General features: G+C 68.0%; 18 protein-coding genes. 9 read left to right on the forward strand and 9 right to left on the reverse strand.

Features of this window, described 5'->3' with window-relative positions:
• Position 1: 1 nt before the first annotated feature.
• Positions 2-988, reverse strand: coding sequence for a MaoC family dehydratase (locus tag MHEC_RS22770; protein WP_048890465.1), 987 nt, complete (start codon positions 986-988; stop codon positions 2-4).
• A 59-nt stretch (positions 989-1047) separates the two neighbouring features.
• On the opposite strand from MHEC_RS22770, the gene MHEC_RS22775 reads away from it, so the two are divergent.
• From MHEC_RS22775 to MHEC_RS22790, 4 genes are all read left to right on the forward strand, one after another.
• Entirely contained in the window at positions 1048-2205 is a 1158-nt protein-coding gene (locus MHEC_RS22775) for an acyl-CoA dehydrogenase family protein (RefSeq protein WP_048890464.1), read from the forward strand.
• A 109-nt stretch (positions 2206-2314) separates the two neighbouring features.
• Complete coding sequence (locus tag MHEC_RS22780) at positions 2315-2749, forward strand: Hsp20/alpha crystallin family protein (protein ID WP_048890463.1); 435 nt, start codon at positions 2315-2317, stop codon at positions 2747-2749.
• 99 nt (positions 2750-2848) lie between these two features.
• Complete coding sequence (locus MHEC_RS22785) at positions 2849-3337, forward strand: Hsp20/alpha crystallin family protein (RefSeq protein WP_048890558.1); 489 nt, start codon at positions 2849-2851, stop codon at positions 3335-3337.
• Between the two features lie 31 nt (positions 3338-3368).
• The gene (locus tag MHEC_RS22790) at positions 3369-4148 is read left to right on the forward strand and encodes an alpha/beta hydrolase (protein WP_048890462.1); all 780 of its coding nucleotides are present in this window, start codon (positions 3369-3371) and stop codon (positions 4146-4148) included.
• Here MHEC_RS22790 and MHEC_RS22795 read toward each other — a convergent pair.
• Genes MHEC_RS22795 through MHEC_RS22810 form a run of 4 tightly spaced genes read right to left on the reverse strand, consistent with a single transcriptional unit; the run spans position 4145 to position 8434 of the window.
• The gene (locus MHEC_RS22795; RefSeq protein ID WP_048890461.1) at positions 4145-5095 is read right to left on the reverse strand and encodes an enoyl-CoA hydratase/isomerase family protein; all 951 of its coding nucleotides are present in this window, start codon (positions 5093-5095) and stop codon (positions 4145-4147) included. The two genes, MHEC_RS22790 and MHEC_RS22795, sit on opposite strands and share 4 nt — an antisense overlap.
• Before the next feature lie 3 nt (positions 5096-5098).
• Complete coding sequence (gene fadD4 / locus MHEC_RS22800) at positions 5099-6616, reverse strand: fatty-acid--CoA ligase FadD4 (RefSeq protein WP_071700511.1); 1518 nt, start codon at positions 6614-6616, stop codon at positions 5099-5101.
• 34 nt (positions 6617-6650) lie between these two features.
• Positions 6651-7718 carry an S-adenosylmethionine:tRNA ribosyltransferase-isomerase gene (locus MHEC_RS22805; RefSeq protein WP_048890459.1) on the reverse strand — a complete coding sequence of 356 codons (1068 nt, stop codon included), beginning with the start codon at positions 7716-7718 and terminating at the stop codon, positions 6651-6653.
• On the reverse strand, positions 7718-8434 hold the full coding sequence (locus MHEC_RS22810; protein ID WP_048890458.1) for an SDR family oxidoreductase: 717 nt from the start codon (positions 8432-8434) through the stop codon (positions 7718-7720). Before MHEC_RS22810 ends, MHEC_RS22805 begins: the two co-directional genes overlap by 1 nt.
• A gap of 57 nt (positions 8435-8491) precedes the next feature.
• Between MHEC_RS22810 and soxR the strand changes: the two genes are divergently transcribed.
• Positions 8492-8965, forward strand: coding sequence for a redox-sensitive transcriptional activator SoxR (soxR, locus tag MHEC_RS22815; protein WP_048890457.1), 474 nt, complete (start codon positions 8492-8494; stop codon positions 8963-8965).
• Between the two features lie 37 nt (positions 8966-9002).
• Here soxR and MHEC_RS22820 read toward each other — a convergent pair whose 3' ends face one another.
• From MHEC_RS22820 to MHEC_RS22830, 3 genes are all read right to left on the reverse strand, one after another.
• On the reverse strand, positions 9003-10829 hold the full coding sequence (locus tag MHEC_RS22820) for a phosphoenolpyruvate carboxykinase (GTP) (protein ID WP_048890456.1): 1827 nt from the start codon (positions 10827-10829) through the stop codon (positions 9003-9005).
• Between the two features lie 117 nt (positions 10830-10946).
• A complete protein-coding gene (locus tag MHEC_RS22825; protein WP_235434749.1) occupies positions 10947-12470 on the reverse strand; it encodes a hypothetical protein in 1524 nt (507 codons plus the stop codon).
• Positions 12467-13471 carry a P-loop NTPase family protein gene (locus MHEC_RS22830; protein WP_048890557.1) on the reverse strand — a complete coding sequence of 335 codons (1005 nt, stop codon included), beginning with the start codon at positions 13469-13471 and terminating at the stop codon, positions 12467-12469. The genes MHEC_RS22825 and MHEC_RS22830 overlap by 4 nt, the downstream gene beginning before the upstream one ends.
• A 108-nt stretch (positions 13472-13579) precedes the next feature.
• On the opposite strand from MHEC_RS22830, the gene trmB reads away from it, so the two are divergent.
• The 3 genes from trmB to mmpL3 are packed head-to-tail and all read left to right on the forward strand — an operon-like array spanning position 13580 to position 18178.
• Positions 13580-14374 (forward strand): tRNA (guanosine(46)-N7)-methyltransferase TrmB, encoded by a 795-nt coding sequence (trmB, locus tag MHEC_RS22835; protein WP_172442124.1) that lies wholly within the window; start codon positions 13580-13582, stop codon positions 14372-14374.
• Positions 14375-14376: 2 nt separating this feature from the next.
• Positions 14377-15102: an NYN domain-containing protein gene (locus MHEC_RS22840; RefSeq protein WP_048890555.1), complete on the forward strand. Its 726-nt coding sequence runs from the start codon at positions 14377-14379 to the stop codon at positions 15100-15102.
• Between the two features lie 49 nt (positions 15103-15151).
• Positions 15152-18178, forward strand: a complete 3027-nt coding sequence (gene mmpL3, locus MHEC_RS22845; protein WP_071700510.1) for a trehalose monomycolate exporter MmpL3 — start codon at positions 15152-15154, stop codon at positions 18176-18178.
• Here mmpL3 and MHEC_RS22850 read toward each other — a convergent pair.
• The gene (locus tag MHEC_RS22850) at positions 18175-19356 is read right to left on the reverse strand and encodes an AI-2E family transporter (RefSeq protein WP_048890453.1); all 1182 of its coding nucleotides are present in this window, start codon (positions 19354-19356) and stop codon (positions 18175-18177) included. The genes mmpL3 and MHEC_RS22850 overlap by 4 nt on opposite strands.
• A 116-nt stretch (positions 19357-19472) precedes the next feature.
• On the opposite strand from MHEC_RS22850, the gene MHEC_RS22855 reads away from it, so the two are divergent.
• Positions 19473-20666: a lysylphosphatidylglycerol synthase transmembrane domain-containing protein gene (locus MHEC_RS22855; protein WP_048890452.1), complete on the forward strand. Its 1194-nt coding sequence runs from the start codon at positions 19473-19475 to the stop codon at positions 20664-20666.

The raw sequence follows: 20666 nt of genomic DNA on the forward strand, positions 1-20666 counted from the left end.
CCTAAAACTGCAGCGCGGTAAACCGCCAATCCAGCACCTGCCGGTCGGGCTCGGAGTCGTTGACCGCGTAGACCACTGATCGCAAGCCCAGCGCTCCGCCGTTGTCGACCGGCCGGGCCGATTCGATGTGCAGCGCGCTGTAGAGCGTGTCGCCCTCGTACACCGGTCCGGTGTGATCGCAGGACTGCCAGCCCAGCACCGTCACCAAGTTGGGCAGCATCCGGGTGGCCTGGGCGAGCGCCAGCCCGATGGTATGTCCGCCGTACACCAACCGGCGCCCGCTGACACGTGAATCATGGTGTGTGGCAGCAATATTGAGGGTAAGGCGGGCCAACTCGGGTGCGCTGCTGACCACGTCGGCGCTGCTGTGCAACACCGTGCCTGCCAAACCGGCGTCGAAATGCCGCCCGGGCACTCGTCGGCGAAACACCTCGGCGTCCCAGTTGGCGGTCGGGTCATGGGCCGGCGGCGCCGCGTCGGCGCCGACGCCGGACAGGTCGTCACCGGCCCGCTCCGCGTCGGGCTGCCACCCCGGGCTGGCGGGCAGCATGGCGCAGCGGTAGAAGTCCAGCACCAACCGGTCGGCCTGGTCGACGGTGGTCATCCGCAGCGCCGCCAGCCCGGTGGGCGCGCGGCCCGGTTTTGGCGTGTTCGCGCGCAGTCCCACCACTTCGGTGCGGGTGTAGAGGGTGTCGCCGATGACCGGAAAGCGGTGAAATACCAGACCGCGGTAGAACAGGTTGGCTTTGACCCGCTGGGTGGCCAGCGTGCTCTGCCCGATCGCCACATCGCACACCAGTCCCGGATGCGCCAGTGCGGCGGGCGCGCCGGTGACGGCGGCGGACAGATCCGCGTCCAGCGCCAGTCGCAGCCGGTCTCCGACGATAGCCTGATGAACCGCGGCCATCCCGGCCGTCAGCGTCACCGACGGCGCCGAGTCAAACACCTGGCCCACCGCGAGTTCGTCGAAGTAGGGCCCCCCACTCATCGCGCCTCCCGTGCGTCAGTATGGCGGTACAGATCCTGGCATACGCAACGAGGTGAGCGATGGGCACCGGACTCGACGACGAAGAAGCCATGCTGGTCGCCACGGTGCGGGCGTTCATCGACCGTGACGTGAAGCCCGCCGTGCGCGAGGTGGAGCACGCCAACACCTACCCCGAGGCGTGGATCGAGCAGATGAAGCGCCTCGGCGTCTACGGCTTGGCCATTTCCGAGGAGTACGGCGGCTCCCCGGTTTCGATGCCGTGCTATGTGCTCATCACCCAGGAACTGGCCCGGGGCTGGATGAGCCTCGCCGGCGCGATGGGCGGCCACACCGTGGTCGCCAAGCTGCTGTCGCTGTTCGGCACCGAGGAACAAAAACGCCGCTATCTGCCGCCGATGGCCACCGGCGAGCTGCGGGCCACCATGGCGCTGACCGAGCCGGCAGGCGGCAGCGATCTGCAGAACATGTCCACGACCGCCCTGTGCGACGGCGACGAGCTAGTCATCAACGGCGCCAAGACGTGGATCTCCAACGCCCGCCACTCCGGGCTGATCGCGTTGTTGTGCAAGACCGACCCGAACGCCGTCCCACGGCACCGGGGGATTTCGGTGGTGCTGGTGGACAATCCGAGTGCGGGCCTTGCGCTGTCGCGGGATCTGCCCAAGCTGGGCTACAAGGGCGTGGAAGCCTGCGAGCTGTCCTTCGACGGCTGTCGGGTCCCGGCGGCGGCGATTCTGGGTGGGGTGCCGGGCAAGGGGTTCGCCCAGATGATGAAAGGCCTTGAGACGGGCCGTATTCAGGTGGCCGCTCGCGCGCTGGGGGTGGCCACCGCGGCGTTGGAGGACGCGCTGGCGTATGCCCGGCAGCGGGAAAGCTTCGGCAAGCCGATTTGGCAGCACCAGGCTGTCGGCAACTACCTTGCCGACATGGCGACCAAGCTGACCGCGGCGCGTCAGCTCACCCGCTACGCCGCCGAGCGTCACGACAGCGGCGAGCGGTGCGACATGGAGGCCGGCATGGCCAAACTGTTCGCCTCCGAGGTGGCGATGGAGATCGCGTTGAACGCCGTGCGCATCCACGGCGGCTACGGCTACTCATGCGAATACGACGTCGAACGCTACTTCCGCGACGCCCCGCTGATGATCGTCGGCGAAGGCACCAACGAGATCCAGCGCAACGTCATCACCGCCCAGCTGGTCGCCCGCGGCGGGATCTGATTACCCGCATCGCCCACGATCCGGCGCGCGGCCATGCCCGCGGAATATGTTGCAGGCACTAGAGGTTATCTGTGCTGGTACGAACAGAATCGATGTCGCTGAAGGGGTGATGACGATGCTGGCGTTTGACCCATTCCTGCGTGACTTCGATCGACTCACCCAGCAACTGCTGGGCACCACGCTGGGTACCACGAGCCGTCCGGCGGTGATGCCGATCGACGCCTGGCGCGAAGGGGACGACTATGTCGTCGAGCTGGACCTGCCAGGGGTCAAGCCCGACTCCGTCGATGTCAGCGTCGAACACGAAGCGGTCACGGTACGGGCCGAACGTCCCGCCGTCACGGAAGACCGTGACTGGGTGGTCGCCGAACGGCCGCACGGCGTGTTCAGCCGGCAGCTATTCCTGGGTAGTGGCCTTGATGCCGACAAGATCAGCGCCAACTACACCGATGGCGTGTTGCGGCTAACCATTCCGGTGGCCGAGGCGGCGCGGCCGCGCAAGATCGCCGTCGGAACCGGCAACCAGAAAGCCATCAACGCCTAAGGTGCCCGATCAGCCGGACGACGGCCGCCCCGCGAAGTCATGCGCCGGGCGGCCGTCGGCTACCCGCCGCGATCGGGCGGTCCAAAGGAGGTGACATGCATGCCCAGCCTGCTGCAATCACTCGCCGGTGACCTCGACGGGCTGACGAGGATCGTCGGTACCCCCGCGCATCCGGCACTGATGCGGATGGATGCCTGGCGTGACCGCGACACCTTCGTTGCCGAACTCGACCTACCCGGCATCAAACCCGATTCACTTGACGTCACCGTCGAGGGCGGCGTGCTGACGGTGCGCGCCGAGCGCCGCGAGCCCGGCGACGGGGACCGCACCTGGCTCAACGCCGAGCGTCCGCATGGTGTGTTCGTTCGCCAGCTATTCCTCAACGAGCGGCCAGACGTCGACCGGATCAGTGCCGACTACACCAATGGCGTTCTGCGGCTAACCATCCCGATGCATCACGCGACCAAGCCACACAAGATCGCAATCGAGTCCGGCCCGGCCCACGCGACTCGGCGGCACCTGACGCCGGCATGGGTGCGTCGATGGCTTGCGCGCGCCGGCAAAGCTCGGCTGAGCGTGCGCCGGTGAGCTTCTCGCCTAGGCTGCCGAGCGGCTTCGCATAGGTGTCCCGCTGCTTGCGCCGCTGCAACGGCGGCTGATCTACTTCCCATCACCCGGGCCGGTGCCGCCCGCCGACACGTTGCTGCCCGGTGGCAAGGACGTCGTGCTGGACACCGAGGACGGCCTGAGGCTCGGCGCCTGGTTCGTGCCCGCCGCCCGGCGCGGGGCCGCGGTGCTGGTCTGCAATGGCAACGCGGGCGACCGCACGTTGCGCGCGCCGCTTGCCGCCGCATTGTTGCGAGCGGGGTTGTCGGTGCTGCTGTTCGACTACCGCGGCTACGGCGGCAACCCCGGACGGCCCTGCGAGGACGGCCTGGCCGCCGACGCCCGGGCCGCGCGAGCATTCTTGCTCGCCCGCCCGGAAGTCGATCCGGAGCGGATTGCCTACTTCGGCGAGTCGCTGGGCGCCGCGGTCGCGGTCCGGCTCGCCCGCGGGTCGCCACCGGCGGCGCTGGTGTTGCGCTCGCCATTCACGTCGCTGACCGATGTCGGGCGGTTGCATTACCCGTGGCTGCCGGTCAGGGCAGTGCTGACCGATCGCTACCCGTCCATCGACCGCATCGCCGGGGTGGCGGCGCCGGTGTTGGTCGTCGCCGGCGACCGTGACGTGCTGGTGCCCGCTGAGCTCAGTTACCGCCTTTATGAAATGGGCTGCAAGCCAAAGCGATTCGTGTCAGTACCGGGTGCGGACCACAATAGCCCGCAGCTGCTCGACGGTCCGTTGATGATCGACGCGATCGTTCGCTTTTTTCGAGAACACGGCGTGCTCACCGGCTAGCCGATCGCGTCGATCAGCCCCCAGGCCAGGGCGGTCTCCGGATCGATGGTCCGCCCTGAGAGCACCAGATACGCGGTGCGCCAACGCCCGATCCGTCGGGCGATGCTGACGGTGCCGCCCGCACCGGGAATCAGTCCCAGACTCAGCTCCGGCAACCCGAGAACCGCGCCGGGGCGGCACACCACCCGTCCGCAAAACGCCGCCATCTCCAGCCCACTGCCCAGTACCTGGCCGTGCACCTCGGCGCGGCAGGCCGGGCCGAGCCGGGCGGTGAGCGCATCGAGCGCCAACGCCGGGCTGTGTCTGGTGCGGGCCAGGTGCGCGCTGGCCGGATCGGCGAACGTGCCGAATTCCGCCAGGTCACCACCGCTGCAGAACGACGGTCCGTTGCCGCGTAACACCACCTCCTGCACCGACGGGTCGAGCTGCGCGACCGCCAACGCCTCAAGCAGCGCCGCGCGCGCGTCGGTGGAGAACGCGTTATGGCGCCGCGGCCGGTTGAAGCTGATCCACAGCGTCGTGCCGTCGCGTTCGGTCAGCACCGGGTCGGGAATGTCGGGCATGCGGGCGGGTCCGCGCTCGGCGAGCCAACGGGCGAATTCCGGCCCGGCCTGCAACGTGGAGTAGGCCAGCGACTCGGTCACCACCCCGGCCAGCGCGGGCCGGTCCGGGTCGATGCTGCGCAGGACGTCGTCGCAGACGGCGCTGGCGTGCGGCCAGCGTGCGCAGCGTTGGCGGAGCTCGGCCAGGGTCTCGGGCACCGAGTCGACGGTGATTACCCGCCGGTCGGCACCAGCGTCTTCAGTAATCGTGAAAGTGGCGGTGGTAAGCCATGTTTGAGCGTCGCGGTTGGCGAGATCGGTCGCTGAACCGAACGCGACGATCACCCCGGGCGGCGGCGCGACGTCGGCGTCCGGCGGCGCCGACAGGTCGACCACCCGAAGCATGGTTCACACCGAGTACTTCTCGACCAGTTCGCGCTTGAACAGCTTGCCGGTCTCGGTGCGCGGCAGCTGCGCCTCAAACGAGATCGAGCGCGGACATTTGTAGTGGGCCAACCGATCCCGCAGCCAAGCCAGCAACTCGTCGGCGAACTGGTCGGTGGCATCGGCTGGGTCGACGGTCTGCACCACCGCCTTGACGCTTTGCCCCATCTCCTCGTCGGGGATACCGAACACCGCCGCGTCGAGCACCTTCGGGTGGGTCACCAGCATGTTCTCGGTTTCCTGCGGATAGATGTTCACCCCGCCGGAGATGATCATGTGATGACGCCGGTCGGTCAGATAGAGGTATCCCTCGTCGTCGAGATAGCCGACGTCGCCGACGGTCACCCAGCCGTGTTTGTCTTTCGACGCGGCGGTCTTCTCGGGGTCGTTGAGATATTCGAAGGCGTAGCCGCCCTCGAAGTAGATCTCACCGGCTTGTCCGGGCGGTAGTTCGTCGCCGTTCTCGTCGAGGATGTGCACCACTCCCAGCATGGGCTTGCCGACGGACCCGGGATGCTCGAGCCACTCCTCGGCGGTGATCAGTGTCGAGCCGATCGCCTCCGAGGAGGCGTAGTACTCGTCGATGATCGGCCCCCACCAGTCCATCATCTGTTTCTTGATCTCCACCGGGCAGGGCGCCGCCGCATGTATGACCCGCTTCAGGCTGGACACGTCGTACGAATTGCGGACGGGTTCAGGAAGTTTCAACATGCGGGTGAACATGGCCGGCACGAACTGCGCGTGTGTGACGCGGTAGCGCTGAATGGCGTCCAGGCAGCCTTCGGGGTCGAATTTCTCCATGACCACGGTCGTTATCCCCCCGGCCTGCACGCTCATCGACCACACCGAGGGCGCGGTGTGGTACAGCGGAGCGGGGCTCAGGTAGACCGCGTCGGGGTCTATCCAGAATCCCAATAAGGCCGACATCATGCCCGGCGCCTCGGCCGGCGAGACGTGCGGCAGCTGCCGTTTGATCCCCTTGGGCCGGCCCGTGGTGCCCGACGAGTACTGCAGCAGGTCGCCTTCGAGCTCGTCGTCGATCGGCGTATCCGGTTGGTCGGCAACGCATTCGGGATAACGAAGCCAACCCGGCAAGTCATCGTCGGCGATCATCAGCAGGTGCGGCAGGCCGTGGGGCAGGTGCTCGCCGAGGTTCTCGCACGTCTTGCGCAGCGCCGCCGAGCCGATGATCGCCTGGGCGCTGCTGTTGTCGACGATGTAGGCGGCCTCGCCGGCGGTGAGGTGGGTGTTGATCGGCACGTAGTACAGTCCGCTGCGCCGCGCCGCCCACATCACCGCGTGGATGTGTTCGTTGTTCTCCATCAGGATCGCGACCGTGTCGCCTTCCCGCAGACCGGCGCGCCGGAAGTAGTGCGCCAGCCGGTTGGCGCGAGCTTCCAAATCGTCGAAGGTGACGACGGTGCCTGACGGATGCAGGATGACGGCCGGCTTGTCGGCGCCGAGGTATTCGCGGATCTGCATGCGCAGACTGTACCGCCGGGAAAGTTGACGGATGTCAAGTGGTTGGTTCGGGCAGCAAGAGCGCGCTGTCGCCGAACTCGTGCCACAGATACCCGTGCTCCGCGGCTTCCCGGTAGGCCGCCGCGACCAGCTCGGCGCCCGCGACCGCCTCCAGCAGGAACAGGTGGGAGGCGCCGGCCTCGTGCCATCCGGTGATCAGGCCGTCGACCACGCGGGCCCGATGATCGGGGCCCAGCACGAGATCGGTCCAACCGCGGGCCGGCCGCACGATGCCGTCGGTGCCCGCCGCCGACTCCAGCGCCCGGGCCACCGTGGTGCCCACCGCGATCACCCGCCCGCCGGCGGCGTGCGCCAGGTTCACCAGATGCGCGGTGCTGGGCAATACCTCGAACCACTCGGGCGCAGGCGGCTCGCCCGCCTCGGCCGAGGACACTCCGGCATGCAGGGTGACCGGCGCGATGACCACGCCGGCGGCCACCAGCGCCGTGACCAGTGTGGTGCTGAAAGGCCGCGCCGCACTGGGCATTTCGGCGCTACCCGGATGACGGGCGAACACGGTCTGATAGTGCTCCAGCGGCCAGTGCCGCTGCACGTACGCATACCGAATCGGCCGACCGTATAAGGCCAGGTAGGCCGCGACGCGCCCGTCGTCGCCTTCGACGACCACCCTGGCCGTCCACAGTCGGGCCCCGTCCACGCCCGCCACCGGGTAAGAGGCGCCGATGACCAGTGCTGCACCGGCGGGCAGTTCGATACGCTCGCCGGGCCGGATGTCTTTCAGATGGCCGGTCGCGGTGCCCGCCGGCCGCAATTCGACCACCCACACGTCGGCCGTACGCGCCGTGGAGAAGTGGACGGTGATGGGGCGGCCGCCGCGCCGAGCGTCGACGGCGGCGGGCAGCGTCGCCGAGTTGTTCACCACCAGCAGGTCACCGGCGCGCAGATAGTTGCCCAGGTCGGCGAAGCGTACGTGGCTGATGCCGCTCGGCTGCGCGACGAGCAGCTTGACCGCGTCACGGGGCAGCCCGCGGGCCTCGGGCGGCTCGGTGGCATCCGAGCCCGGCGGGCGCTGAAACTGGGTGCGCGGCGCGGCGCGGCTCATCAGGGCGCCCCGCTCACCGTCAGCTCGGCGGCGCGGTACCGGTCGGCGGCGGGCCGGGTGTCGAGCAGGCGCAGCAGCGCCGGCACCACCGACCGCGGCTCGGCGCGGTCGGAGATGTCCTCGCCCGGGAAGGCGGCCTGATGCATCTCGGTGCGCATATCCCCGGGGTCGAACGCGTAGACCGGCACGGCGGGAACCTCGGCGGCAAGGATCGCCGAAAGCTGGTCGAGCGCGGCCTTCGACGACCCGTATCCACCCCAGCCCGGGTACGGCTCGACCGCCGCGTCGGAGGTCAGGTTGACGATGACGCCGCGGTTGGCGGCCAGCGCCGGCAGCGCCGCCTGGATCAGCGCGAGCGGGGCGACGACGTTGGTGTCGTAGACGGCTCGCAGTTCGGCCAGCGGGTAGTCGGCCAGCGCAGGTTGGGGGCTGGGTCCGAGCCGGCTGGCGTTGTTCACCAGCAGCGTGAGTGGTCCGGCGCCGACCGCGGCAGCCACCAGCTGGTCGCGATGCGCGGCGTCGACCACGTCCCCGACCAAGGGGATGAACTGCGTGCAGTTCAGTGCCCGGGCCGTCGCGTTCAGCTCGCCGCCGCGACGGGCGTCGCCGACGACGGTCCAGCCGCGGTCCAGCAGAGCCGCGGTCAGGGCTCGGCCGAAGCCGCGAGCGGCGCCGGTGACGATCGCGACCGGGCGGGCGTTGTGGGTTTGTGTCATACCGGCATACTGGTAGTTAAAGTTAACTTTAAGTCAACTACGAGTGAGACAGGTCACATGGACACCCGGGATTTGCTCACCGTCGGCGAGATGGCTCGGCGCAGCGGATTCGCGGCGTCGGCGATCCGCTTCTATGAAAACGTCGGGCTGATCACCGCGTCACGCACTTCCGGCGGACAACGCCGTTTCGAACGAAACATGTTGCGGCGCTTAGCGTTCATCCGTGCTGCACGGAATGTCGGACTTAGCCTTGAGGAGGTGGCGGCCGCGCTGGCGAAGCTGCCCGATGGTCGCACCCCGACGCGGGCTGACTGGAACCGCTTGTCCAGGGATTGGCGGGCCCGCCTCGACGACCAGATCGCCGGGCTGGTCGCGCTTCGCGACAACTTGGACTCGTGCATCGGTTGCGGTTGTCTGTCGCTGAGGCGATGCACGATCTCCAACCCGGCCGACTCCGCGGCGACCGGCGGGCCGGGAGCGGTCTACCTGCCGAAGTCGTTGCGCCGCCCGGCGGTGCGCGAGCAGACGTAAAAGCCGGTCAACTGGGCGCTTTTACGTCTGCTCGCGCTTACTCGGCGAGTCGCTGCTTGAGCGCCTCGAACTCGTCTTTGACGCCGGTGGGCAGTTTCTCACCGACGAATTCGAACCACTCCTCGATCATCGAAAGTTCCCTGCGCCATTCGCCGGGGTCGACAGCCAGCGCCGCGGCCACGTCGTCGGCGTCGACGTCGAGTCCTTGCAAGTCCAAGTCCTCAACCGCCGGCACAGTGCCGATCGGTGTCGAGCGGCCACCTGCCCTGCCCTCGATGCGGTCGATGATCCACTTGAGCACGCGGCTGTTCTCCCCGAAACCCGGCCACAAGAACTTGCCGTCACCGCCGCGGCGGAACCAGTTGACGAAGAACACCTTTGGCAGCTTGGACTCGTCATGGTTCTTGCCGATGTTGATCCAGTGCTGGAAGTAGTCGCCGACGTGGTAGCCGCAGAACGGCAGCATCGCCATCGGGTCGCGGCGCACGGTGCCCACTTTGCCCTCCGCTGCGGCGGTCTGCTCGCTGCCCATGGTCGCGCCCATGAACACGCCGTGCTGCCAGTCCCGGGCCTGCGTGACCAGCGGCACCGTGGTCTTGCGACGGGCGCCGAACAAGATGGCCGAGATCGGAACACCCTGCGGGTCGTCCCATTCGGGCGCCAGGATCGGGCATTGCGACATCGGTGTGCAGTACCGCGAATTGGGATGCGCAGCAAGGGTTTCCGTCTCACGGAAGTACCAGTCGTTGCCCTTCCAATCGGTGAGGTGATCGGGGGTGGGGCCGTCGATGCCCTCCCACCACACGTCGCCGTCATCGGTGAGCGCCACGTTGGTATAGATCGTGTTGCCGGCCTCGAGGGTCTTCATCGCGTTCGGGTTCGACTTGCGGCTGGTGCCCGGCGCCACCCCGAAGAAGCCGGCTTCCGGGTTGACCGCGTACAGCCGGCCGTCCTTGCCGAACCGCATCCAGGCGATGTCGTCGCCCAGCGTTTCCGCGCGCCAGCCCGGGATGGTCGGCTGCAGCATCGCGAGGTTGGTTTTGCCGCACGCCGAGGGGAACGCCGCCGCGATGTAGTACGCCTTGTTCTCCGGGGAAATCAGCTTGAGGATCAGCATGTGCTCGGCCAGCCAGCCCTCGTCGCGGGCCATCACCGACGCGATGCGCAGCGAATAGCACTTCTTACCCAACAGCGCGTTGCCGCCGTAACCCGAGCCGTAGCTCCAGATCTCACGGGTTTCAGGGAAGTGGGTGATGTATTTGGTGTCGTTGCACGGCCACGGCACGTCTTTTTGGCCCGGCTCCAGCGGGGCGCCGACCGAATGCAGGCACTTCACGAAAAAGCCGTCATCGCCGAGCTTTTCCAGCGCCGCCGTGCCCATCCGCGTCATCACCTTCATCGAGACGACGACATATTCGGAGTCGGTGATCTCCACCCCGAGCTTGGGGTCCTCGGCGCCCAGCGGGCCCATACAGAAAGGGACCACCCACATGGTTCGTCCCCGCATACAGCCCCGGTACAGGTCGGTCATCGTCGACCGCATTTTGACCGGGTCCATCCAGTTGTTGGTCGGCCCGGCGTCGATCTCGCGCTCCGAGCAGATGAAGGTGCGCGACTCCACCCGGGCCACATCCGACGGATCGGACAACGCAAGATAGGAGTTGGGGTGCTTGGCCGGGTTGAGCCGCTTGAACGTGCCCACCCCGACGAGGTGATCACAGAGCCGCTGCCATTCTTCATCGGAGCCGTCAGCAAAGACCACCCGGTCCGGCTGGGTCAGCTCGGCGACCTCCTCCACCCAGGCCAACAGGCCCTGATGATTTGTCGGTGCGGTATCCAGACCGGGAATGGTCGCTGAGGTCATAAGAAAAACTCCTGCTCACATGTCGTCGCGGACGTATTTCGTCCCTGGCACTCGCTGTGGCTGTAAATACAGGCTATCGCGGGCGACTTATCCAGGATGGCCTGGGCAGGTATCAGCTCACTCACGGGAACGATTCAGATGAGCCTCACTCGCGCTCGGGTGGGGTTGCTCGCTCGGGTCCGACCGCGGCGTCGACCGGCTCGATTCGCCCAGCTCGCGTCGCACTGCATCCAGGGCGGCCAGCAGCGTCGGCATCTCGCGGTCACGTAATGCGCTGGCCCGCGCCGCGGCCACGGCGTGCTCACGCAGTTCGGTGTCGAGCGCTTTCAGCCGGGTGACGACGCGGGCGTTGTCAAGCTCGTCCTGTTCGCCCAGCGCGGCGAAAAGCGCGCTTTCCGCGGCCAGCACCCGGGTGGCGACCAGCTGTTCGACCACCGAACGCAGCGATGCGGTCGCCTCCCCCACCCAGCGGTCGAGCACCGCGCGGTCGTGCAGCAATCCTCGCGTGCCCACCACCCACGCGGTGACCGCAAGCCCGATCGCCACGCACGCCACGGCGCCGACCGCCGTCAGCCCGGGCGCCAGGTTGGCAAGAAGCCGGCTGAGCGTCAGCGCCACCCCCAACCCGAAACCGGCGCCCAGCAGCCTCATCAGCCGGGTCTCCAGCCGCCGGGACTGCAGCGGCGGCGGCGCCACCTCGACCGGGGGCGGCTCCGGGGCGGCGGGCAGTTGCACGGTAAGGCCTGACACCGCGGCCATGTCGCTCAGGTGCCGGCTAGCGCCGTCGTTCACCTGGGCAACCACCTCGCTGAACCGGTCGCGGGCGTAGCTTTCGAACTTCGGCAGCGTGCGGCGGGTCAGAGTGGCCGCGTCCTCCTGCAGCTCGCTGCGCACCGAGGTGCAGCGGTTGCGTGCGAAGTAGGACAGCTGGACGCGGGCCTGCTGGATTTGGCTGCGCAGCGCGATGGTGCGCTCGGATTTCGCCAGCCGTCGCTGCCTGAGGACCGCGCTGCGCTCGTCGCGCAGCGCGGCAATCCGGGCCTGCCGACCCACCCCCTCGGCGTCACGCTCATACCGGCTGGCAATCATTTGCAGTCGAGATTCCCAGGCGCGCAATCGGTTTCGTCGTACCAAGTCCGTGTCGGCGAGCTGTTTTTGGACCTCGGCGACCAAGTCGTCGACGCGTGGTTCGCCGGCTTGGGGCGCGGCGGCCACCCCCACCCACGGCACGTTGCGGTAGCGCGGTGCGTGCGTGGTCAGCACGTCGCGGTCGATCGTGAGCATGTCGCGCCACTTGTGGTGCACGTCGATCTTGGACACCGCCCCGATCACCAGGTCGGTGTCGGCGGCCGCGGCATCGAGCAGCGCACAGTCGGATGGGGTCAGCGCGGCAGCCGCGGAGACCACGAACACCACCGCCAGCGGGACCTCGCCGGCCACCAAATCCGCCGATTCGACGAACGTGTGCTCGGGCAGCCGTTCGCGCAGCGCCGCCGCCACACCGCTGACGCCCGCCAGCCAGGGACCGGTGACAAGCACCACATCGCGGCGCTGCACCCTCGGCGCCGCCAGCCGGGGCCCGATCGCGGCGACCAGCGCGTCGACCCTGGCGACCGGATCCTCGTGCGCCGTCTCGGTCACGGCGCATCCCCGGCCTGCGACCACAACCGCAGCGATCCCCTGGTGATGTCCGCGGCGCAGCGGCGGTGCAGGCCCGGGCCCGGTCGGCGGCCATGGCGCTGCCATGTCACGGCCCGCCGCAGCTGGGCAGCCCGGTCGTCGCCCGACTCGACGCGCAGCCCGGCGGCTTCGATGACGTCGATCGCGGCCGCCATCCGGGCCAGCACCGTGGCGTCGCGGCGCAGGAAGTCGTTGATCCGCTGGTCGCTGACCGCCATCGCCTGCAGTTCATCGAACGCGTCCACGACGCGCCGGTAGCGCACCTGCGCGCCGGTCGCGCCGATGCGCTCGACGACGGTGTCGACGCCGCTGGCGCGGCGCAACAGGGCACGCACCTGCGGCAGGGCGCAGCCCCGGCGCGCCGCGGCGACGGCCAGCGTGACGCCGAACATGTCGAGGGTGCCCACCAGCCGCTGGCGTGCGGCGCGCGGCACCGGATGGGCTGCGGCGACAAAGGCGTCCGCCGAACTCAGGTCGGCGGGATGGGCGGCGAGTTGCCGGACCGCGGCCCACAGGCTGTCCAGCACCGAACCGTCGAGCACTGCGAGGGCCAGTAGCCCGACCATCGGCTCCACCGTTGCTCCGGTGAGCTCGGACAGACGTGCGCAGTGGGTGCGGGCCGCCGCGAGCGGTCCGCCGCCCGCCGAGCCGGTGAGATCCGCCTTGTTGAGCACCACCAGTACCTGATGTGGCGTCGCTGCGATGGCGTCTCGGTCCTCCGGCTTGACCACCTCGGCGATGACGTGGACGCACACGTCGGCGGCTGCAGAGCCGGCGAGCTCGATTCCGGCGCCGGCCAAGGCACGCGCGACGGTGCTGCGGCCGACCCCGCGGCGACCGTGGACGGCCACGCGCAGCGGCGCCGCGATTCGCTGCGCGATCGCGGACAGCCGCGGCTGGTCTGCCTCGCCGGCGAATCGCGCCAGCTCATCGGCGAAGATTCGGTGTCCCTGGGCGTTCATGCCCTCGAATGGTGGCATCTGCGCCGCGGCGACGCGAGCCACGCGCTACCAGCCGAAGGCAACTGTTGGGTATCAATCTGGACCACCAGGCGGCTGCACCATGGGTTCATGGGCCACCATGGACGAATGCATGCGCAGCACGGGGCAGCGGCGACGTCGCCGAAGCTGCCCGATACAGACGTGCCTGCGCAGCGCTATGTGCGCGTCACCAGCTTCCGGTCACGCCGATCGGCGCTGTCGGGCGCCCAGCAGCAGACGTGGGAGCGGCTGTGGCCGGTGTACGGGCGTGACGCCCCCCGCTACAGCCAGGCGCACTCGACCGGCGAGGATGCCGAACCACGGCCGCTGGATACCCGTGCCTGGTTCGGGCGTGACGCGCCGGTGGTGCTGGAAATCGGTTGCGGCGCAGGAACTTCGACGCTTGAGATGGCGAGGGCCGAGCCCGATGTCGACGTCATCGCAGTGGACGTGTACCGCCGGGGGCTGGCGCAGCTGCTCAGCGCCATTGCACGTGAGGGCGTCGGGAACATCCGGCTGATCCGTGGCGACGCGGTCGACGTCCTCGAACACCTGATCGCACCGGCTTCGCTGACCGGGGTTCGGGTGTTCTTCCCCGACCCGTGGCCCAAGGCTCGCCACCACAAGCGCCGGCTGCTGCAGCCTGCCACGGTTGCCATGATCGCCGACCGGCTGCGACGCGGTGGTGTGCTGCACGTGGCGACCGACCACGCCGGTTACGCCGCGCAGATCGCCGGGGCCGGTGACGGCGAGCCGCGGCTGGCTCGGGTCGGCCTCCACGCCCGGCCGCTGGCGATCTCGGTCGACCGCCCGACCACCAAATACGAAACCAAGGCCCGGCATGCCGGCAGTACCGTCATCGACTTGGTCTGGGAAAGATGCTGACCATGAGCCTGACGCAAGAAGCGGGCACACAAGCACCCGAACCGATCCCGCCGCCCGTGCCGTCGGCCGAGCCGGGCGGCAACGGCGTGGACGGATTCGCGCCCCGGATTCGGCGGGTGCTGCTGGTGTGGGACGCCCCAAACCTCGACATGGGCCTGGGCTCAATCCTGGGTCGCCGCCCCACAGCGCTGGAACGCCCGCGCTTTGACGCGCTGGGCCGCTGGCTTCTCGCCCGCACCGCCGAGCTGGCGGCAAGCCGTCCCGACGTGTCGGTCGAGCCGGAGGCCACCGTCTTCACCAACATCGCCGCGGGCAGCGCCGACGTGGTTCGTCCCTGGGTGGACGCACTGCGCAACGTGGGTTTCGCCGTCTTCGCCAAACCCAAGATCGACGACGACAGCGACGTCGACACCGACATGCTTGCGCACATCGCGCTACGGTCCCAAGAGGGGCTCGCGGCGCTGGTGGTGGCCTCCGCCGACGGCCAGGCCTTCCGGCAACCGCTGGAGGACATCGCCCGCGGTGGGATCCCGGTTCAGGTGCTCGGATTTCGCGAACACGCGAGTTGGGCGCTAGCGTCGGATACCTTGGAGTTCGTCGACCTGGAGGACATTGCAGGCGTATTCCGGGAGCCGCTGCCGCGAATCGGCCTGGATTCGCTGCCCGAACAAGGAGCGTGGCTGCAGCCGTTCCGACCGCTGTCCGCGCTACTGACCTCGCGTGAGTGACAACTCAAGACCAATGCGACGGTCGCCACAGATCCAGTAAGGAGATTGCGTGTTCGCCTGGTGGGGCCGAACTGTGTACCGCTACCGGTTCGTCGTAATCGGGGTCATGGTGGCGCTTTGCCTTGGCGGCGGCATCTTCGGGCTGACCCTGGGCAAGCATGTCACGCAGAGCGGTTTCTATGACGACGGCAGTCAGTCGGTGAAGGCGTCGGTCCTGGGCGACCGGGTTTACGGCCGTGACCGCACCAGCCACATCGTGGCGACGTTCACCGCCCCACCGGGCAAGACCGTCGACGACCCGGCATGGTCGAAGCAGATCAAGGACCAGCTCAACAAATTCAAAGCGGATCACCCCGACCAGGTGCTCGGCTGGGTCGGGTATCTGGCAGCCCCGAAAACCACCGACCCGGTGGTCAAGGGCATGGCGACCGAAGACAAGAAGCACACTTTCGTGTCGATCCCGCTCAAGGGCGACGACGACGACACCATCCTCAACAACTACAAGGCGATCGCACCGGCCCTGCAGAAGCTCGACGGCGGCAAGGTCGAACTCGCCGGCCTCGAACCGGTGGCCAACGCTTTGACCGGCACCATCGAAACCGACCAGCGACGGATGGAAGTCCTGGCGCTGCCATTGGTGGCGGTGGTCCTGTTCCTGGTGTTCGGTGGGGTGGTCGCCGCCTGCCTGCCCGCGATCGTCGGCGGTCTGGCCATCGCCGGGGCGCTGGGCATCATGCGTTTCATCGCGGTCTTCGGGCCGGTGCACTTCTTCGCCCAACCAGTCGTGACCATGATCGGCCTGGGCATCGCGGTCGACTACGGGTTATTCGTGGTGAGCCGGTTCCGCGAGGAGATCGCCGAAGGCTACGACAGCGAGGTCGCGGTGCGCCGCACCATGATGACGGCCGGGCGCACCGTGACGTTTTCGGCCGTGCTGATCGCCGTGTCGGCGGCCAGCATGCTGGTGTTCCCGCAAGGATTCTTAAAGTCGTTGACCTACGCCACCATTGCGGCGGTAATGCTCTCGGCGATTTTGTCGATCACGATCCTGCCGGCCGTGCTTGGCATCTTGGGCCGTCACGTCGACGCGCTGGGCGTGCGCACGCTGTTCCGGGTGCCCTTCCTGGCGAACTGGAAGGTGTCGCGGGCATATCTGAACTGGCTCGCCGACCTGTTGCAAAAGACGAAGACCCGCGAAGAGGTCGAGCAAGAGTTCTGGGGCAAGCTGGTCAACCGGGTGATGAAGCGACCGCTGCTGTTCGCCATTCCGATCGTGGTCGCGATGATTTTGCTGATCATTCCGCTGTTCAACCTGTCCCTCGGTGGCTTCAGCGAAAAGTACCTGCCGCCCAGCAACCCGGTGCGCCAGGCGCAGGAGCATTTCGACAAGCTCTTCCCCGGCTACCGCACCGAGCAGCTGACCCTGGTGATCCAGAGCACCAATCACAGCAAGGTCACCGATCAGCAGGTCGCCGACATCCGCAGCAAGGCACCGCTGAACGGATTCACCTCCAAGCAGTGGGAGGAACGTCCCTGCCCCAACATTGCGGGCAATCCGTGTGTCGCCGGACCCAACGGCACGACTCACCCCAAGGACGACTCGGTCCGGGTGATCCAGAACGGCCTGGTGAATCCCAACGACGCGGCGAAGAAGATCGCCGAGGTGCGGGCCATCACGGTGCCCAAGGGGCTCAACATCATGGTCGGCGGTACCCAGGCCCTGGTGCAGGACAGTATTCACGGCATCTTCGCCAAGTTGCCGCTGATGTTGGTGATCCTGTTGACCACCACCACGTTGTTGATGTTCCTGGCGTTTGGCTCGTTGGTGCTGCCGCTCAAAGCGACGGTGATGAGCGCGCTGACCCTCGGATCCACGATGGGCATCTTGACGTGGATTTTCGTCGACGGGCACCTGTCGAAGTGGCTGAATTTCACCCCGACGCCGCTGACCGCGCCGGTCATCGGCCTGATCATCGCGGTGGTCTTCGGTCTGTCGACCGACTACGAGGTGTTTCTGGTCTCCCGGATGGTCGAGGCACGAGAACGCGGCATGTCGACCGCGGAAGCGATCCGGATCGGCACGGCGACCACCGGTCGCATCATCACCGCCGCCGCGACCGTGCTTGCGGTGGTCGCCGGCTCGTTCGTGCTCTCCGACTTGGTGATGATGAAGTACCTGGCGTTCGGTTTGATGGCGGCGCTGCTGCTGGACGCCACCGTCATCCGGATGTTCCTGGTGCCGTCGGTGATGAAGCTGCTCGGCGACGACTGCTGGTGGGCTCCGCTGTGGATGAAACGCCTGCAGAACCGCATCGGGCTGGGCGAAATTCACCTGCCCGACGAGCGCAAGCTACCGGCGCCGCGCAGAGCAGGGCATCCTGTCGCCGGGCGGCCTCCGGCCGCCCCTGCCCGCTCACCGCGTCCGCCGCACGACCCCACCCATCCCGGCGCGGAAGGGACATCACGTCCGCGCGCAGCCGGTCGGCCCGCACCCGGGCCGGTGGCGCAAACCCGACCGCCCGGTGGTGACACCACCCGGATGCCCGCCGGCGGTGGCGAGCCAACCGAACCGCCGACCACCCGCTTGTCGACGCCCAAAAGCGCCGTCCAGCACGCGGCGCCCGCCAACCGGCGGCCCAAGGCATCCCCACCGCCGCGCGACCGCGAAATCGAGTCGTGGTTAAGCGAATTGCGCGACGGCTTGGACCTCCCCCAGGACCGGTCGCCGCACCACGGCGACGTGCCGTCACCACCGCCACGCCCCCGCGACGGGGATCGCGCCGGTGGCCGTCCCGCCGACCGGTACCAGGCGGGCGCCGACCCAACACCCAAGCCGTCGGCCGAGCAGACCCGCGCGATGCCCATCCCCGCAAACCAGACCGGCAGCCAAACACCAAGCGATGCAGGTGATCCCACCACTGCCATCCCTACCCCGCCGCCAGACGACGACTCCGATGTGGCCACCGAGAAGCTGAACTCCCGCGGCCAAAGCGGCAACAGCGCCGAGCAGGCCCGCCAGCGTCGCAGCGGCAGCGTCAGCGCACAGGAACTGCTGCGCCGCGAAGGCCGGTTCTAACTCCGGTCTGCGCCACGCTCCGTGGCGTCGCCCCCAGCGGGTGCCGGCCGCGCGTCGACGCTATCCGGTTCGGCGTGCACAAGCGTGCTGCCGCCGTCGGCTGGCCCGGCTGATGCCTCGGGCGCGGGCGTCGATGCGAGCAGCACCCGGACCGCGCGGTCAATGAACGCAATGGTCGGCACGGCCAGCAGCGCGCCGACGATGCCCGCCAGTATTCCGCCCGTCGATATGCCCACCACCACCGCCAGCGGGTGGATCGACACCGCGCGCCCCATGACTAGCGGTTGCAACACGTGGCTTTCCAACTGGTTTACCGCGATGATCACCCCCAGCGTGATCAACGCGTAAACCCAGCCCTTTGCGATCAGCGCGACGACCACGGCCAAAAACCCGCTGACCACTGCGCCGACCAGCGGAATGAACGCGCCGAGGAAGACCAGCGAGGCCAGCGGCAAGGCCAGCGGCACGCTCATGATCGCCAGACCGGTGCCGACACCGGCCGCGTCGACCAGCGCCACCAGGAATGTCGCCCGCACATAACCGATCAGCGACTGGAACCCGGCGATGCCGGCTTGGTGGACCTTGTCGCGCACCTCGCCGGGGAAGATCTTGACCACGAACTGCCAGATGTTGCGGCCGCCGTACAGAAAGAAGATCAGCGTGAACAGCACCACGAACGCGCCCGTGACGATCTCGGTGACGGTCGTGGCCGTCGACAGCGCCCCGCTGGTCAGCTTGGCCTGATTCTTTTGCAGCACGTCGGTCATCGTGTTGCCGAGGTTGTTGACCTGATCCCGGCTCAGATGCACCGGACCTTCGACCAGCCACTTACGGGTCGAGTCGATCAGGCGCGTCACCTGGTTGACCAGCCCCGGCAACCCGTCGATGAACTGGCTGACGACGAACGCCAGGACCCCGCCGATCGCGGCGAACCCGGTCAGCAACAGCAGGAACACCGCGAGCCCGCGGTGGACGCCGTGGCGGTCCAGCCAGTCGACCCCGGGCAACAGCAGTGCCGACAGGATCAGCGCCAATGCCAGCGGAACGGAGATCAACTCCAGCCGCTTGATCAACCACAGCACTGCCACCAGGGCCGCCAACAGCACCAGGAGTCGCCACGACCATGCCGCGGCCTTGCGCACAAGCGGGTGAACGGATTCGTCTTCCGGGACCGGCATTCCGGTAGCGTATCCGCCTCACCGGGACTCAAACGGCGACGATCTGCGCCGGCAACGACACGGCGGCGAAGCCAAGCACCGCTGACGGCGCGATCTGCACCGCTACCCTAAAGCACGTGTCGGGTGACGCGCCGGCCGGCAACCTTCGCCAGCAGCAAGAGCCTGTCCGCGGCAAGTACTGGTGGATCCGGTGGGTCATTCTCGCGATCGTGGCGATCGTGCTCGCGATCGAGGTGGCGCTGGTCTGGGATCAGTTGGCCAAGGCCTGGAGAAGCCTGCTGTCAGCCAAGTGGTGGTGGCTGGTCGCCGCGGTGCTGGCAGCCGGAGCGTCGATGCACAGCTTCGCCCAGATTCAGCGCACCTTGCTGAAATCGGCCGGCGTGCGGGTCAAGCAATGGCGATCGGAGGCCGCCTACTACGCCGCCAACGCGCTGAGCACCACGCTTCCCGGCGGTCCCGTCCTGTCTGCGACATTTCTCCTTCGGCAACAACGGATTTGGGGTGCCTCGACGCTGGTGGCGTCATGGCAGCTGGTGATGTCGGGGGTGTTGCAGGCGGGCGGGCTGGCCCTGCTTGGCCTGGGAGGTGCATTTTTCCTGGGCGCGAAGAACAACCCGTTCTCGCTGCTGTTCACCGTCGGTGGTTTCGTCGCGTTACTGCTGCTCGGTCAGGCGGTGGCGTCGCGGCCGGAGTTGATCGACGGCATCGGAGCTCGTGTGCTCTCGTGGGTCAATTCGGTGCGCGGCAAGCCCGCTGACACCGGTCTGGAGAAGTGGCGCGAGACGTTGACGCAGCTTGAGGCGGTCAGCCTGAGCCGGCGCGATCTCGGCGTGGCGTTCAGCTGGTCGCTTTTCAACTGGATCGCCGACGTCGCCTGCCTCGGCTTCGCCGCCTACGCGGCCGGCGACAAGGCGTCGCTGGCCGGCTTGACAGTCGCCTACGCCGCCGCCCGCGCGGTCGGCACGATCCCGCTGATGCCCGGCGGCTTGCTGGTCGTCGAAGCGGTGCTGGTGCCCGGCTTGGTATCCAGCGGCATGTCGCTGCCGGACGCCATCTCGGCGATGTTGGTCTACCGGGTGATCAGCTGGTTGCTCATCGCCGCCATCGGCTGGGCGGTGTTCTTCGTCATGTTCCGCACCGAAAACGAAGCCGACCCCGACACGATTGACGCCGGCGTCGACGGGTCGAGCAGCAACGACAACCCGCCGCGGCCCGAACCGGATCCGGCCGACGCGGCCCTGCCGGGTGCACAACCCCCGGCTAATCCAGACCGTGCGCCCGGCGACCGACGCAGCTCGCCGGCCAGTTAA

Source organism: Mycobacterium heckeshornense (assembly GCF_016592155.1).
Lineage (GTDB): Bacteria > Actinomycetota > Actinomycetes > Mycobacteriales > Mycobacteriaceae > Mycobacterium > Mycobacterium heckeshornense.

What these genes read in the sequence shown, in the direction of transcription:
- MHEC_RS22770 (WP_048890465.1), bottom strand. Translation starts at nt 988, where the DNA reads ATGAGTGGGGGGCCCTACTTCGACGAACTCGCGGTGGGCCAGGTGTTT.
- MHEC_RS22775 (WP_048890464.1), top strand. Translation starts at nt 1,048, where the DNA reads ATGGGCACCGGACTCGACGACGAAGAAGCCATGCTGGTCGCCACGGTG.
- MHEC_RS22780 (WP_048890463.1), top strand. Translation starts at nt 2,315, where the DNA reads ATGACGATGCTGGCGTTTGACCCATTCCTGCGTGACTTCGATCGACTC.
- MHEC_RS22785 (WP_048890558.1), top strand. Translation starts at nt 2,849, where the DNA reads ATGCCCAGCCTGCTGCAATCACTCGCCGGTGACCTCGACGGGCTGACG.
- MHEC_RS22795 (WP_048890461.1), bottom strand. Translation starts at nt 5,095, where the DNA reads ATGCTTCGGGTGGTCGACCTGTCGGCGCCGCCGGACGCCGACGTCGCG.
- fadD4 (WP_071700511.1), bottom strand. Translation starts at nt 6,616, where the DNA reads ATGCAGATCCGCGAATACCTCGGCGCCGACAAGCCGGCCGTCATCCTG.
- MHEC_RS22805 (WP_048890459.1), bottom strand. Translation starts at nt 7,718, where the DNA reads ATGAGCCGCGCCGCGCCGCGCACCCAGTTTCAGCGCCCGCCGGGCTCG.
- MHEC_RS22810 (WP_048890458.1), bottom strand. Translation starts at nt 8,434, where the DNA reads ATGACACAAACCCACAACGCCCGCCCGGTCGCGATCGTCACCGGCGCC.
- soxR (WP_048890457.1), top strand. Translation starts at nt 8,492, where the DNA reads ATGGACACCCGGGATTTGCTCACCGTCGGCGAGATGGCTCGGCGCAGC.
- MHEC_RS22820 (WP_048890456.1), bottom strand. Translation starts at nt 10,829, where the DNA reads ATGACCTCAGCGACCATTCCCGGTCTGGATACCGCACCGACAAATCAT.
- MHEC_RS22830 (WP_048890557.1), bottom strand. Translation starts at nt 13,471, where the DNA reads ATGAACGCCCAGGGACACCGAATCTTCGCCGATGAGCTGGCGCGATTC.
- trmB (WP_172442124.1), top strand. Translation starts at nt 13,580, where the DNA reads ATGGGCCACCATGGACGAATGCATGCGCAGCACGGGGCAGCGGCGACG.
- MHEC_RS22840 (WP_048890555.1), top strand. Translation starts at nt 14,377, where the DNA reads ATGAGCCTGACGCAAGAAGCGGGCACACAAGCACCCGAACCGATCCCG.
- MHEC_RS22850 (WP_048890453.1), bottom strand. Translation starts at nt 19,356, where the DNA reads ATGCCGGTCCCGGAAGACGAATCCGTTCACCCGCTTGTGCGCAAGGCC.